15 protein-coding genes and 1 tRNA gene are annotated in these 12,986 nt (G+C 65.7%); 8 read left to right on the forward strand and 8 right to left on the reverse strand.

All coding sequences use genetic code 11. The annotated features are described in order from the left end of the window. Positions 1–177: 177 nt before the first annotated feature. From PA6_RS05725 to hisB, 6 genes are all read right to left on the reverse strand, one after another. Positions 178–912 carry a substrate-binding periplasmic protein gene (locus PA6_RS05725; RefSeq protein ID WP_021699944.1) on the reverse strand — a complete coding sequence of 245 codons (735 nt, stop codon included), beginning with the start codon at positions 910–912 and terminating at the stop codon, positions 178–180. 101 nt (positions 913–1,013) lie between these two features. Then, positions 1,014–1,772: an imidazole glycerol phosphate synthase subunit HisF gene (gene hisF / locus PA6_RS05730; RefSeq protein ID WP_021699945.1), complete on the reverse strand. Its 759-nt coding sequence runs from the start codon at positions 1,770–1,772 to the stop codon at positions 1,014–1,016. Between the two features lie 11 nt (positions 1,773–1,783). Further along, positions 1,784–2,521, reverse strand: coding sequence for a 1-(5-phosphoribosyl)-5-[(5-phosphoribosylamino)methylideneamino]imidazole-4-carboxamide isomerase (gene hisA, locus PA6_RS05735; RefSeq protein ID WP_021699946.1), 738 nt, complete (start codon positions 2,519–2,521; stop codon positions 1,784–1,786). A 36-nt stretch (positions 2,522–2,557) separates the two neighbouring features. Next, positions 2,558–2,815 carry a DUF2164 domain-containing protein gene (locus tag PA6_RS05740; protein ID WP_021699947.1) on the reverse strand — a complete coding sequence of 86 codons (258 nt, stop codon included), beginning with the start codon at positions 2,813–2,815 and terminating at the stop codon, positions 2,558–2,560. Continuing rightward, positions 2,816–3,454 carry an imidazole glycerol phosphate synthase subunit HisH gene (hisH, locus tag PA6_RS05745; RefSeq protein ID WP_021699948.1) on the reverse strand — a complete coding sequence of 213 codons (639 nt, stop codon included), beginning with the start codon at positions 3,452–3,454 and terminating at the stop codon, positions 2,816–2,818. Further along, entirely contained in the window at positions 3,455–4,048 is a 594-nt protein-coding gene (gene hisB / locus PA6_RS05750; protein ID WP_043216328.1) for an imidazoleglycerol-phosphate dehydratase HisB, read from the reverse strand. Positions 4,049–4,194: 146 nt separating this feature from the next. Here hisB and PA6_RS05755 point away from each other — a divergent pair, with 146 nt between their 5' ends. Continuing rightward, on the forward strand, positions 4,195–4,593 hold the full coding sequence (locus tag PA6_RS05755) for an acetyl-CoA sensor PanZ family protein (protein WP_021699950.1): 399 nt from the start codon (positions 4,195–4,197) through the stop codon (positions 4,591–4,593). 32 nt (positions 4,594–4,625) lie between these two features. Here the strand turns inward: PA6_RS05755 and PA6_RS05760 are convergent, their stop codons facing one another. Continuing rightward, the gene (locus PA6_RS05760) at positions 4,626–5,840 is read right to left on the reverse strand and encodes a sterol desaturase family protein (RefSeq protein ID WP_021699951.1); all 1,215 of its coding nucleotides are present in this window, start codon (positions 5,838–5,840) and stop codon (positions 4,626–4,628) included. 101 nt (positions 5,841–5,941) lie between these two features. Beyond that, entirely contained in the window at positions 5,942–6,382 is a 441-nt protein-coding gene (locus PA6_RS05765) for an Hsp20/alpha crystallin family protein (RefSeq protein ID WP_021699952.1), read from the reverse strand. Positions 6,383–6,657: 275 nt separating this feature from the next. Here PA6_RS05765 and PA6_RS05770 point away from each other — a divergent pair, with 275 nt between their 5' ends. From PA6_RS05770 to PA6_RS05800, 7 genes are all read left to right on the forward strand, one after another. Beyond that, entirely contained in the window at positions 6,658–8,880 is a 2,223-nt protein-coding gene (locus PA6_RS05770; RefSeq protein WP_021699953.1) for an AsmA family protein, read from the forward strand. Then, positions 8,877–9,944 (forward strand): A/G-specific adenine glycosylase, encoded by a 1,068-nt coding sequence (mutY, locus tag PA6_RS05775; RefSeq protein WP_021699954.1) that lies wholly within the window; start codon positions 8,877–8,879, stop codon positions 9,942–9,944. The genes PA6_RS05770 and mutY overlap by 4 nt, the downstream gene beginning before the upstream one ends. Beyond that, complete coding sequence (locus PA6_RS05780; protein ID WP_021699955.1) at positions 9,941–10,213, forward strand: oxidative damage protection protein; 273 nt, start codon at positions 9,941–9,943, stop codon at positions 10,211–10,213. Before mutY ends, PA6_RS05780 begins: the two co-directional genes overlap by 4 nt. Positions 10,214–10,337: 124 nt before the next feature. Then, positions 10,338–10,413 (forward strand) — tRNA-Phe (locus PA6_RS05785). 87 nt (positions 10,414–10,500) lie between these two features. Further along, a complete protein-coding gene (locus tag PA6_RS05790) occupies positions 10,501–11,151 on the forward strand; it encodes a DedA family protein (protein ID WP_043216330.1) in 651 nt (216 codons plus the stop codon). A 263-nt stretch (positions 11,152–11,414) separates the two neighbouring features. Further along, positions 11,415–12,188 carry an ABC transporter ATP-binding protein gene (locus tag PA6_RS05795; RefSeq protein ID WP_021699957.1) on the forward strand — a complete coding sequence of 258 codons (774 nt, stop codon included), beginning with the start codon at positions 11,415–11,417 and terminating at the stop codon, positions 12,186–12,188. Positions 12,189–12,201: 13 nt separating this feature from the next. Then, positions 12,202–12,954, forward strand: coding sequence for an ABC transporter substrate-binding protein (locus PA6_RS05800; protein ID WP_021699958.1), 753 nt, complete (start codon positions 12,202–12,204; stop codon positions 12,952–12,954). Positions 12,955–12,986: the final 32 nt, after the last annotated feature.

Consider the following 12,986-nt stretch of genomic DNA (forward strand, 5'->3'; position numbering starts at 1 on the left):
GCCACTGCGGGGCATTGCACCCCGGAGTGGTCTTCGACCGGCACGCAGTCCGGCGCAGTGGCGAGCGGGCATAGTGCCACGCGCCAGGCCGACTGCGTTGAACTGCGTCACGCCGGTAGTCGCTCGCGCCCAATCGCTCGCAAGAAACGAACCAATCAGCGACAAACGCAGCCGGGCTCAGTACTTCTGCATCACAGCCTGCAGCGCGCCCTCGCTGCGCAGCTGTTCCAGCGCCGCACGCAGCTTGTCCACGGTGGCATCGGTGGTCTGCTGGTTGAGCGCCAGGTAAAGATCGCCGCGACCGAAGGTCAGCACCACGCGGAAGTCCTGATAACCCTGCTGGCGCGCCAGATACTGACCGGCGACGGAGGAGGTCACCCACAGGTCGATCTGGCCCTTGGCCAGGCGCTCCGGGTTTTCCTTGTCATACAGCGACTGCTGCACGTCCAGGCCCGACTCGACCACCTTGTTGGTCGGCGCATCGCCTTTGTAGCCACCCAGACGATACTGCTTGGCCTGTTCCAGGCTGCTCAGCTGGATCGGCGAATCGGCACGGGCAAGCAGCACCCAGTCTTCGCTGGCGATGGGACCGACCCATTTGAACAGCGTCTCGCGCTCCGCCGTACGGGCTACCGAGAACAGGCCGTAGCCGGCATCGTTGAGCGCCTGGTTATAGACACGCTCCCAGGGGAAGCGAAGGATCTGCTGGCACTCGACGCCCGCGCGCTGGCAGACCAGACGCATGGTTTCGGCACTGATGCCGGTGATGCCGTCGTCGCGAGCGAAGTTGCCGCCGCTGACGGCCATATTGAAGGGCGGTAGGTTTTCCGTGAGCAGCACCAGGGATTCGGCACGTGCTTGCGCGGTGCCGACCAACAGCAGGAACAGGGTCAGCAGCCTGGGGAACAACATAGAGACTCCTTGTCGAGGAAGGGGTTCGCCGTATGGCAAACAGACCTTCCTATTCTAGCCGGCGAAGCAAAGACCGGTTAGCGACTCCCGCACAGCAAGTTTCAGCGCACCACGATGCCGCGGCTGGCCAGATAGGCTTTGGCTTCGGGCACGCTGTACTCGCCGAAGTGGAAGATGCTGGCGGCCAGCACAGCATCGGCCTTGCCTTCGAGGATGCCGGCAGCCAGATGCTCCAGGTTGCCAACGCCGCCGGAGGCGATCACCGGGATACCCACGGTCTCGCTGATGGCGCGGGTCACGCCGAGGTCGTAGCCGCTTTTGACGCCATCCTGATCCATGCTGGTCAGCAGGATCTCGCCGGCGCCGAGGTCTTCCATCTTCTTCGCCCAGAGCACGGCATCCAGGCCGGTCGGCTTGCGCCCGCCGTGAGTGAAGATTTCCCAGCGGCCCGGGGCGACTTTCTTGGCGTCGATGGCGACGACGATGCACTGCGAGCCGAAGCGCGCGGCGGCCTCACCGACGAATTCCGGGTTGAACACCGCGGCGGTGTTGATCGAGACCTTGTCGGCGCCGGCATTGAGCAGGTTGCGGATGTCCTGCACGGTGCGCACGCCACCACCGACGGTGAGCGGGATGAACACCTGGCTGGCCATGCGCTCCACCGTGTGCAGGGTGGTATCGCGGCCGTCGACGCTGGCGGTGATGTCGAGGAAGGTGATCTCGTCGGCGCCCTGCTCGTCGTAGCGGCGGGCGATCTCCACCGGATCACCGGCGTCGCGGATGTTCTCGAACTTGACGCCCTTGACCACGCGGCCGTTGTCCACGTCCAAACACGGGATGATGCGTTTTGCCAGCGCCATCTCAGCAGTCCTCAGCCTTTGAAGGAATCGCAGAAGGCTTGCGCCTCGGCCACATCCAGGGTGCCTTCGTAGATGGCACGGCCGGTGATGGCGCCGATGATGCCGGGCGAACGGGCCAGCAGCAGTTTCTCGATATCGCCGAGATTGTGGATGCCGCCGGAGGCGATCACCGGAATGCGACTGGCAGCAGCCAGCGCGGCGGTAGCCTCGACGTTGCAGCCCTGCATCATGCCGTCTTTGGCGATGTCGGTATAAACGATGGCGGAGACGCCGTCGGCCTCGAAACGCTTGGCCAGATCAGTGGCCTGCACGCTCGACACCTCGGCCCAGCCATCGGTGGCGACGAAGCCGTCCTTGGCGTCCAGACCGACGATCACCTTGCCCGGGAAGGCCTTGCAGGCCTCGGTGACGAATTCCGGCTCTTTAACGGCCTTGGTGCCAATGATCACGTAGCTGACACCAGCCTTGACGTAATGCTCGATGGTTTCCAGCGTGCGGATGCCGCCGCCGATCTGGATCGGCAGGTTCGGGTAGCGCTTGGCGATGGCGGTAACCACTTCGCCGTTGACCGGCTGGCCCTCGAAGGCGCCATTGAGATCGACCAGGTGCAGGCGACGGCAGCCGCCCTCGACCCACTTGGCGGCCATGCTCACCGGGTCATCGGAGAACACCGTGGAGTCTTCCATGCGGCCCTGGCGCAGACGCACGCAGGCGCCGTCCTTGAGATCGATAGCGGGGATAATCAGCATCGCTTGAACCTGCTCAAATCGTGAATTCGGGATGGGTCAGCTCTTCTCGAGCGCCCACAAATCGCTTTCCAGGCTGGCGAAACGCTCGGCCAGCAGGGCCTGCGTGTCGGCAATCGCCTTGTTGTAGTAGTGCGGGGCGATCTCGCGACCGATCAGGTCGAGCACCTCCTGCACCTCGAACGAGCCCAGTTCGAGCTCGAAGCGGTCTTCCAGGAAATTCTTCAGCACTTGCAGAGCGGCCTGCTGCTGACCGCCTTCCAGCTCCAGCAGCACGACCTTCTTGCCCCGGCTCATTTACCAGCGGCCATCCCAGCCGACGAAGTTCTGCAACAGTTGCAGACCGTGGGTATGGCTCTTCTCCGGGTGGAACTGCACGGCAAACTTCGAACCTTCGGCCAGCGCCGCGGCGAAATCCTTGCCGTAGTGACCGCCACCGACCACCTGTACCGGGTTGCCGGCCTCGATGTAGTAGCTGTGCACGAAATAGAAGCGGCCCATGTCCGGAATCTCGTGCCAGAGCGGGTGGTCGACCACTTGCTCGACCTCGTTCCAGCCCATGTGCGGCACTTTCAGGTGCTCGCCGTCTTCACGCAGATCCTTGCCGAAGAAGCGCACCTGGCCGGGGAACAGGCCGATGCAGTCGACCCCGCCGTTCTCCTCGCTGCGCTCCAGCAGGGCCTGCATGCCGACGCAGATGCCGAGGAACGGACGATCCTGGCTGACTTCGCGCACCAGCTCGTCGAAGCCCAGGCGCTTGATCTCGGCCATGCAATCGCGGATCGCGCCGACGCCGGGGAACACCACGCGGTCGGCCTCGCGGATTACCGCGGCGTCACTAGTGACCAGCACCCGGCCGGCGCCAACGTGCTCCAGCGCCTTGGCTACCGAGTGCAGGTTGCCCATGCCGTAGTCAATGACAGCAACCGTCTGCATTTACAGGCAGCCCTTGGTCGAAGGCATCTGCCCGGCCATGCGCGGGTCCAGCTCGACGGCCATGCGCAGGGCACGACCGAAGGCCTTGAACACCGTTTCGATCTGGTGGTGGGTGTTGGTGCCACGCAGGTTGTCGATGTGCAGCGACACCTGGGCGTGGTTGACGAAGCCCTGGAAGAATTCCTGGAACAGGTCCACGTCGAAGCCACCGACCACCGCGCGGGTGAAGGGCACGTGCATCTGCAGGCCAGGGCGACCGGAGAAGTCGATCACCACGCGCGACAGCGCCTCGTCCAGCGGCACGTAGGAGTGGCCGTAGCGAGTCATGCCCTTCTTGTCGCCGACCGCCTTGGCAAAGGCCTGGCCGAGGGTGATGCCGACGTCTTCCACGGTGTGGTGGTCGTCAATGTGCAGGTCGCCCTTGCAGTGGATGTCCAGGTCGATCAGGCCATGACGGGCGATCTGGTCGAGCATGTGCTCGAGGAAGGGCACGCCAATATCGAACTTGGCCTTGCCGGTGCCATCCAGGTTGATCGAGACCTTGATCTGGGTCTCCAGGGTGTTGCGCTCGACGGATGCCGTACGTTCGGCCATCTCCAGCTCCACAGGCTGCTCACGGGAAAAGGCCGCCATTATAGGCGGGCCGTGGCTTGGCCGGCTACCGGCAGCGGTCGGCCGCCCCGGCTATCGGCGCGATTGACGGGCGCTTACACTGCGCACCCACTCCCAAGGAGGTCACCATGCCCGTTCTGGTCGAAACCGTCAGCCGCCCGTCCGCCCAGGATCACACCGACCTGGGCAAGGTCTATGCCGATGCCCCCGACTGGCTGCTGGCGCCCTATGCCAGCGTCGACGCCCTGCTGGCCGAAGGCATCGGCAGCGGCCAGCTGATCGCCGGACGCTTCAACGACCGCCTGCTTGGCGCCGCCCTGCTGCAGCGCGGCGACACGCACTGGCGCCTGTCGCACCTGTGCGTGCGCAAGGTCACGCGCAAGCGTGGCGTGGGTCGGCGCATCCTCGACGAGGCGCGACGCCTGTCCAGCGAGGCTGGCAAGCCGCTGCACCTGGCGGCACCCCGCGATCACCTGGAAAGCCAGGCCCTGGCCGCGCGCACCGGCCTGCCGCTGGACGCCCTGTAGGAACGAGCCCTAGAGCCCGGATTGCATCCGGGCTACGCCTGCGCCATCTGCGGCCGCGCCGCCAGCCAGACCAGCCACAGCAGGCTGGCCGCGCACAATCCGGCCAGGCCCATGCCGAACAGCCACTGCGCCGGCGCCAGCCACAGCCCCCAGGCCAGGGCGAACGCTGCCAGCAGTGCCAGACGCACGGCCTCCAGCCGCCACAGCGCGCGCCGCCCCTCGAACAGCCAACCCAGGCTGACACAGCCGAACAGGATCAGCGGTCCGAGCAGCAGCGGCAGCAGCCAGCCCGCCTGCTTGACGCTGGCCAGGTAGACCAGAGTCAGGGCATTGATCGCCACGAACTGGGCAAAGGCGTACCAGCGCAGCCCGGCCTGGCTGGGGCAGTCGAACTTCTCCGAGCCCATCTTCGGCCACGGCCGCGCGCGTACATCAGCCGGGCGCCAACCGGTGGGCATCCACCACAGGCGCAGCTTGTCCCGCCAGGAGCGGGTCGCCACGGCATCGGCCCATAGCAGGCGCCACCAGGAGAACTGCAGGCGCAGCGGGTCGAAAGTACGCACCGGGGTGGTCACGCCGTAGCGCACCGCCTCCGTCTCGTCGGCAAAGGTGCCGAACAGGCGGTCCCAGACGATGAATACGCCACCGTGGTTCTTGTCGATGTAGCGATCATTCTGGCCGTGGTGCACGCGGTGGTTGCTCGGCGTGACCATGAACCACTCGAGCATCCCCAGCCGCCCCACATGCTGGCTGTGAATCCAGAACTGGTAGACCAGCTGGGCGCCGAGCAGCACCAGGAACAGCGGCAGCGGCAGGCCGAGCAGCGCCAGCGGCAGGTAGAAGGGCCAATCGAAAGCGGTCTGGAAGGCGCCCTTGCGCAGCGCGGTGGACAGGTTGAAGTCCTCGCTGGAATGGTGCGGCTGGTGCGCGCCCCACAGCAGGTTGTAGCGGTGCAGGCTGCGGTGCGCCCAGTAGAAGCAGAAGTCCACGGCGACGAAGCCGAGCAGCCAGGTCCAGGGCGAGGCCGGATCCAGCGTCCACAGCCGCGCATGCTCGTACAGCCAGGCGTAGGGGACGACCAGCAGCAGACGCAACGGCCCTTCCAGCAACATGCGCAACACGGCGGTGTCGATGCTGGTCACCGCGTCGGCCAGGCGATAGGTGTGCCGCCCGCTCCAGCGCTCGTAGGCGAGCTCCAGCAGGATCAGCAGGATATACAGCGGCACGGCCATTACCGCGACATTCATGGGCGAACCTCATCCGCAGGCTTTTACCCAAGACTATCGCGGCCGGCGCGCGCCAACCCGGCGGATTCCGCCAAAGTGGCGCGCAGGCCGTGCCAGCGGCGTCAGTCGACCGCGATCTCGCGCGCCCGCGGCGTCGCCGTCTCGCGCTTGGGCAGGGTGAGGTGCAGCACGCCGTCGCGGTACTCGGCCTTGATCTGCGCCTCGTCGGCGTCGTCCGGCAGACTGAAGCTGCGCGAGAAGCTGCCGTAGAAGCGTTCGACGCGGTGCTGCTTCTTGTCCTTCTCCTCTTTCTCGAACTTGCGCTCGCCACTCAGGCGCAGCTGGCCGCCCTCGACCTTGACCTGAATGTCCTCGCGCCGCACACCGGCCAGCTCGGCCTTGATCAGGTAAGCCTGCGGGGTTTCACTGATGTCCACCGCCGGCGCCCAGTCGGCCGCGGTCATCAGCTCCTGGCTGGCGCCGCCCAGGCCTTTGCCCAGGCGCGGATAGTGATTGAAGAATTCCTCGAACTCGCGAAACGGATTCCAACGTGCAAGCGACATGATGGGCCTCCTGAGTGATCCACGAAGCGGCCACGCCGGCCGCCCTGTCACGCTAGAACAGCGCCGGCCGGCGATATTGACCTGCATCAAGGAGCCCCCATGGACGCAGTGGGCGACCTGATCATCGGCGCCGGCGCCAAGGAACCGGGCGCCGACTTGCCCATCCAAGCCCCTGCCGGCGGCCAGCACGACCAGCAGGTCGCCACCGCGCGGTGAAGCACAGCGGCGTTATACTCCCGCGCCTGACAGAAGAACTCCCACACAAGGACTGGTCCATGAAAGCCTTAGGCAAAATCCTGGGTCTGGTAATGCTCGGCCTGCTGCTGATCGTCATCGGCCTCGGCTTCGCCCTCACCCACCTGTTCGATCCCAACGACTACAAGGACGAGATCCAGCAGCTGGCCCGCGACAAGGCCAACCTCGAGCTGCAGCTCAAGGGCGACATCGGCTGGAGCCTGTTCCCCTGGCTCGGCCTGGAGCTGACCGACGCCACCCTGGCCAGCGCCGAGACCCCGGACCAGCCCTTCGCCAACCTGCGCCTGCTGGGCCTCTCCGTGCGTGTGCTGCCGCTGCTGCGCCGCGAAGTGCAGATGAGCGATATCCGCGTCGATGGCCTCGACCTGACCCTGCAGCGCGACGACAAGGGCCGCGGCAACTGGGAAGGCGTGGGCCAGCCAGCCAAGCGCGAGACTGATCCGACCGCCGCTCCCGCACAGCCAACAGCCCAGCCGCCGGTGGCCGACGCAACCGCGCAACACGGCCAGCCGCTCAAACTGGACATCGACAGCCTGACCATCAGCAACTCGCGGGTGGACTACCAGGATGCCAAGAGCGGCCAGCAGTTCAGTGCCGAGGGCATCGAGCTGTCCACCGGCGCCATCCGCGAGGGCGCCGATATCCCGGTCAAACTGCTGGCCTTCCTCGGCAGCAACCAGCCGGTGCTGCGCGCCAAGACCGAGCTGCAGGGCCTGCTGCGCTTTGACCGCACCCTCAAGCGCTACCAGCTGCAGGACCTCAAGCTGGCCGGCGAAGCCTCGGGCGAGCCCCTGGGCGGCAAGACCCTGACCTTCGCCAGCCAGGGCCAGCTGCTGCTCGACCAGTCAGCCCAGGTGGCCGAGTGGACCGGCATCAAGCTCTCCGCCAACCAGCTGCGCGCCCTCGGCGAGCTGAAACTGCGCGACCTGGACAAGACCGCCCAGCTGGAGGGCAACCTGTCGCTGGCGCAATTCAACCTGCGCGAGTTCCTCGAGGGCATCGGCATCGTCCTGCCAGCCATGCGCGACAACACCACCCTCAGCCGCTTCGAGATGTCCACCCGCCTGGCGGGTACGCCGACCAGCATCAACTTCAACGACCTGAGCCTGAAGCTGGACGACAGCACCTTCAGCGGCAACCTGGCGCTCAGCGATATCGCCAAGCAGGCCCTGCGCCTGCAGCTCAAGGGCGACAAGCTCGACCTCGACCGCTACCTGCCGCCGGAGAACAAGGACGCCAACGCCGGCGCGGCGCGCCAGAACGAGGTCAAGCAGGCCGTGGCCGCCGCCGGCAACAGCGGCACCACCCCGCTGCCCGGCGCGCCGACCCAGCAGGCCTGGAGCAGCACGCCGCTACTGCCGCTGGAAACCCTGCGCAAACTCGACATCGAGGCCGCCATCGGCCTCGGCCAGCTGACCCTCAGCAAGCTGCCGATCGAGGATGCGCGCCTCGCCCTGACCGCCAAGGGCGGCCTGATCAATCTCAAGGAACTGCGCGGTGACCTGCACGGCGGCGAGTTCGCCGTGCGCTCGCAGCTCGACGCGCGCCCAGCCATCCCGCTGCTGACCGCCAGCAAGCAGATCAAGCGCATCCCGCTGGAGAAGCTGCTCGAGGCCCGCGGCGAGAAGGCACCGGTGCGCGGCCTGCTTGATCTCAACGCCGACGTGCGCACCCAGGGCAACAGCGAAAAGGCCTGGGTCGATGCGCTGAATGGCAACGCCAGTTTCAGCCTGAGCGACGGCGTGCTGGTCGACGCCAACCTGGAACAGCAGCTGTGCCAGGGCATCGCCACGCTCAACCGCAAATCGCTGTCCGGCGAGCCGCGCGGCAAGGACACGCCGTTCGAGGAACTGCACGGCAATCTGAAGTTCACCAACGGTGTCGCCAGCAACCCCGACCTCAAGGCGCGCATCCCCGGCCTGACGGTCAACGGCGACGGTGCCGTCGACCTGCGCGTGCTGGGCATGGACTACCGCGTCGGCATCATCATCGAGGGCGACAAGACCGCCATGCCGGACCCGGCCTGCCAGGTCAACGAGCGCTATGTCGGCCTGGAGTGGCCGCTGCGCTGCCGCGGCCCGCTGGAGCTCGGCGCCAAGGCCTGCCGTCTGGACAAGGACGGCCTCGGCAAGATCGCCGCCAAGCTGGCCGGCAACAAGCTGGAGCAAAAGATCGAGGAGAAGCTCGGCGACAAGGTCAGCCCCGAGCTGAAGGACGCACTCAAGGGCCTGTTCAACCGATGAGTCCCGAGCAGTTCAACGGCGCTGTGCTGGCGTGGTACGACCAGCACGGGCGCAAGGACCTGCCCTGGCAGCAGGGCATCACCCCCTATCGGGTGTGGGTCTCGGAGATCATGCTGCAGCAGACCCAGGTCAGCACCGTGCTCGGCTACTTCGACCGTTTCATGGAGGCCCTGCCGAGCGTACAGGCCCTCGCCGCAGCCGCCGAGGATGAAGTGCTGCACCTGTGGACCGGCCTCGGCTACTACACCCGCGCGCGCAACCTGCACAAGGCGGCCAAGCTGGTGGTGGAACAACACGGCGGCGAGTTCCCGCGCTCGGTCGAGCAACTGGCCGAGCTGCCCGGCATCGGCCGCTCCACCGCCGGCGCCATCGCCAGCCTGAGCATGGGCCTGCGCGCGCCGATCCTCGACGGCAACGTCAAGCGCGTGCTGGCCCGCTACCAGGCCCAGCAGGGCTATCCGGGCGAGCCCAAGGTGGCCGCGCAGCTGTGGCAACTGGCCGAGCAGCTGACCCCGCACGAGCGGGTCAACCACTATACCCAGGCGATGATGGATCTGGGCGCCACCCTCTGTACCCGCAGCAAGCCGAGCTGCCTGCTGTGCCCGGTGCGCGAGGACTGCCGCGCCCACCTGCTCGGCCGTGAAACCGACTTCCCCGAACCCAAGCCACGCAAGGCGCTGCCGCAGAAACGCACGCTGATGCCGCTGCTGGCCAACGCAGAGGGCGCCATCCTGCTCTACCGCCGTCCCTCCAGCGGTCTGTGGGGCGGTTTGTGGAGCCTGCCGGAACTGGACGACCTCGATGCCCTGGGCGAACTGGCACGCCAGCACGCCCTGCACCTGGACGAGCCGCGCGCGCTGGCCGGGCTGACCCACACCTTCAGCCACTTCCAGCTGGCCATCGAACCCTGGCTGGTGCGTGTCGAGCAGGCCGGTAGCGCCGTGGCCGAGGGCGACTGGCTCTGGTATAACCTCGCCACCCCGCCGCGCCTGGGCCTGGCCGCCCCGGTGAAGAAGCTCCTCAAGCGAGCCGCGCAAGAACTGAATGCAGGAGAAGCCTCATGAGCCGCACCGTCCACTGCCGCAAGTACAACGAACAGCTACCCGGCCTCGACCGCCCGCCCTACCCTGGCGCCAAGGGCCAGGACATCTACGACAACGTGTCGAAGAAGGCCTGGGACGAGTGGCAGGCGCACCAGACCATGCTGATCAACGAGCGTCGGCTGAACATGATGAACGCCGAGGACCGCAAGTTCCTCCAGGCCGAGATGGACAAGTTCCTCTCCGGCGAGGACTACGCCAAGGCCGACGGCTACGTGCCGCCGAGCGCCTGACGCGAGGGCGGGCCGGAAACCGCCCGCCGCCTCCCGAAAATGCGTAACCGCCCGTCTGCACTCAAATTTTTTTCATTCTCTCGCTTGACACTGCAAAGCCAAATCCGTTTAATGGCGCCCCGTTGCCCAGGTAGCTCAGTCGGTAGAGCAGGGGATTGAAAATCCCCGTGTCGGCGGTTCGATTCCGTCCCTGGGCACCAAAATACCGAAACCCCTGATTCCGCAAGGTCTCAGGGGTTTTTGCTATCTGCGGCGCAGGAAGCGCGCCGGTGAACGCGGAGCCCCCGATGGAATTCGTCCAGCTCGTCATCGACTTCATCCTGCACATCGACCGCCACCTGGCGGAGCTGACCGCGGCCTACGGGCCCTGGATCTACGGCATCCTGTTCCTGATCATCTTCTGCGAGACCGGCCTGGTGGTGACGCCTTTCCTGCCGGGCGACTCGCTGCTGTTCGTCGCTGGCGCCATCGCCACCCAGGACGCGATGAACATCCACCTGATGGTGATTCTGCTGATCATCGCCGCCATTCTCGGCGACGCCGTCAACTACAGCATCGGCCGCTTCTTCGGCGTCAGGCTGTTCGCCAACCCGGACTCGAAGATCTTCCGCCGCCGCCATCTGGAGATCACCCAGACCTTCTACGCCAGACACGGCGGCAAGACCATCATCCTCGCCCGCTTCGTGCCCATCGTGCGCACCTTCGCCCCCTTCGTCGCCGGCATGGGCCACATGCCCTACCGCCGCTTCGCCGCCTACAACGTGGTCGGCGCCATCGCCTGGGTCACCCTGTTCAGCTACGCCGGCTATTTCTTCGGCAACCTGCCGATGGTGCAGAGCAACCTGCACTACCTGATCGTGGCGATCATCTTCGTCTCGATCCTGCCGGGGGTGATCGAGATCCTGCGCCATCACCGGGCAACCCAAGGCAACACCTGATAGCGGCAAACCGAGACCCTTCACCTGCCTGGGGCGCTTCAGTACAATGCGCCCCGCCAGCAACACCCCAAAGCCCGATCCATGTATCGGGCTTTTTGTTTCGGCGCGACACACAACTGTCACGATGCGACAACTGGCCACAGCCGGCGCCGCCCCCGGCAGATGCCCGCTTGGCGCTGCCGCGAACGCTATGCTAGGTTCAGCCGCACGCTAGGAAGGCGGTCAGCAGCCGGAGCGCATCCGCATAACAAGAGGACCCCCCGATGGCCGAGGCACCGCCCGCGCTGGAAATCCGCAACCTGCACAAACGCTATGGCGACCTCGAAGTGCTCAAGGGCATCTCGCTGACCGCCCGCGACGGCGACGTGATCTCCATCCTCGGTTCCTCCGGGTCCGGCAAGTCGACTTTCCTGCGCTGCATCAACCTGCTGGAGAACCCGCATCAGGGCCAGATCCTGGTGGCCGGCGAGGAACTCAAGCTGAAGGCGGCGAAGAACGGCGATCTGGTGGCCGCCGACAACAAGCAGATCAATCGCCTGCGCAGCGAGATCGGCTTCGTCTTCCAGAATTTCAACCTGTGGCCACACATGACCATCCTCGACAACATCATCGAGGCTCCCCGTCGCGTGCTCGGCCAGAGCAAGGCCGAAGCCACCGAAGTGGCCGAGGCGCTGCTGGCCAAGGTCGGCATCGCCGACAAGCGCCACGCCTATCCCAACCAGCTTTCCGGCGGCCAGCAGCAGCGTGCCGCCATCGCCCGCACCCTGGCCATGCAGCCCAAGGTGATCCTGTTCGACGAGCCCACTTCGGCCCTCGACCCGGAAATGGTACAGGAAGTGCTTAACGTGATCCGCGCGCTTGCCGAGGAAGGCCGCACCATGTTGCTGGTCACCCACGAGATGAACTTTGCCCGGCAGGTGTCCAGCGAAGTGGTGTTCCTCCACCAGGGTCTGGTGGAGGAGCAAGGGTCGCCCGAGCAGGTGTTCAACAACCCGCAATCGGCACGCTGTAAACAATTCATGTCCAGCAATCACTAACGGAGCAACACGCATGCAGAACTATAAGAAGATCCTGCTGGCCGCCGTCGCCACCCTGGCTTTCGGTACCCAGGCCATGGCCGCCGACAAGCTGAAAATCGGCACCGAAGGCGCCTACCCACCCTTCAACCTGATCGACGCCAGCGGCAAGGTCGGCGGCTTCGACGTCGAGATCGCCCAAGCCCTGTGCGCCAAGATGGGCGCCGAGTGCGAAGTGGTCACCTCCGACTGGGACGGCATCATTCCGGCCCTGAACGCCAAGAAGTTCGACTTCCTCGCCGCCTCCATGTCGATCACCGAGGAGCGCAAGCAGGCCGTTGACTTCACCGACGCCTACTACACCAACAAGCTGCAGTTCATTGCCCCGAAAAGCAGCGATCTGAAAGCCGACAAGGCCAGCCTGAAAGGCAAGGTGATCGGTGCCCAGCGCGCCACCATCGCCGGCACCTGGCTGGAAGACAACCTGGCAGACACCGTCGAAATCAAACTGTACGACACCCAGGAAAACGCCTACCTCGACCTGTCCTCCGGCCGTCTGGACGGCGTACTGGCCGACAAGTTCGTCAACTGGGAATGGCTGAAGAGCGATGCCGGCAAGGACTTCGAGTTCAAGGGCGAGCCGGTGTTCGACAACGACAAGATCGCCATCGCCGTGCGCAAGGGTGACCCGCTGCGCGAGAAGCTGAATGCCGCGCTGAAGGCCATCGTCGAAGACGGCACCTACAAGCAGATCAACGACAAGTACTTCCCGTTCAGCATCTACTGATGCGTCCGACCGCCGCCGCCTTCGGGCGGCGG

This window comes from Aquipseudomonas alcaligenes NBRC 14159 (assembly GCF_000467105.1).
Lineage (GTDB): Bacteria > Pseudomonadota > Gammaproteobacteria > Pseudomonadales > Pseudomonadaceae > Aquipseudomonas > Aquipseudomonas alcaligenes.

Coding starts and splice junctions, on each gene's coding strand:
- PA6_RS05725 (WP_021699944.1), bottom strand. CDS start 912: ATGTTGTTCCCCAGGCTGCTGACCCTGTTCCTGCTGTTGGTCGGCACC.
- hisF (WP_021699945.1), bottom strand. CDS start 1,772: ATGGCGCTGGCAAAACGCATCATCCCGTGTTTGGACGTGGACAACGGC.
- hisA (WP_021699946.1), bottom strand. CDS start 2,521: ATGCTGATTATCCCCGCTATCGATCTCAAGGACGGCGCCTGCGTGCGT.
- PA6_RS05740 (WP_021699947.1), bottom strand. CDS start 2,815: ATGAGCCGGGGCAAGAAGGTCGTGCTGCTGGAGCTGGAAGGCGGTCAG.
- hisH (WP_021699948.1), bottom strand. CDS start 3,454: ATGCAGACGGTTGCTGTCATTGACTACGGCATGGGCAACCTGCACTCG.
- hisB (WP_043216328.1), bottom strand. CDS start 4,048: ATGGCCGAACGTACGGCATCCGTCGAGCGCAACACCCTGGAGACCCAG.
- PA6_RS05755 (WP_021699950.1), top strand. CDS start 4,195: ATGCCCGTTCTGGTCGAAACCGTCAGCCGCCCGTCCGCCCAGGATCAC.
- PA6_RS05760 (WP_021699951.1), bottom strand. CDS start 5,840: ATGAATGTCGCGGTAATGGCCGTGCCGCTGTATATCCTGCTGATCCTG.
- PA6_RS05765 (WP_021699952.1), bottom strand. CDS start 6,382: ATGTCGCTTGCACGTTGGAATCCGTTTCGCGAGTTCGAGGAATTCTTC.
- PA6_RS05770 (WP_021699953.1), top strand. CDS start 6,658: ATGAAAGCCTTAGGCAAAATCCTGGGTCTGGTAATGCTCGGCCTGCTG.
- mutY (WP_021699954.1), top strand. CDS start 8,877: ATGAGTCCCGAGCAGTTCAACGGCGCTGTGCTGGCGTGGTACGACCAG.
- PA6_RS05780 (WP_021699955.1), top strand. CDS start 9,941: ATGAGCCGCACCGTCCACTGCCGCAAGTACAACGAACAGCTACCCGGC.
- PA6_RS05790 (WP_043216330.1), top strand. CDS start 10,501: ATGGAATTCGTCCAGCTCGTCATCGACTTCATCCTGCACATCGACCGC.
- PA6_RS05795 (WP_021699957.1), top strand. CDS start 11,415: ATGGCCGAGGCACCGCCCGCGCTGGAAATCCGCAACCTGCACAAACGC.
- PA6_RS05800 (WP_021699958.1), top strand. CDS start 12,202: ATGCAGAACTATAAGAAGATCCTGCTGGCCGCCGTCGCCACCCTGGCT.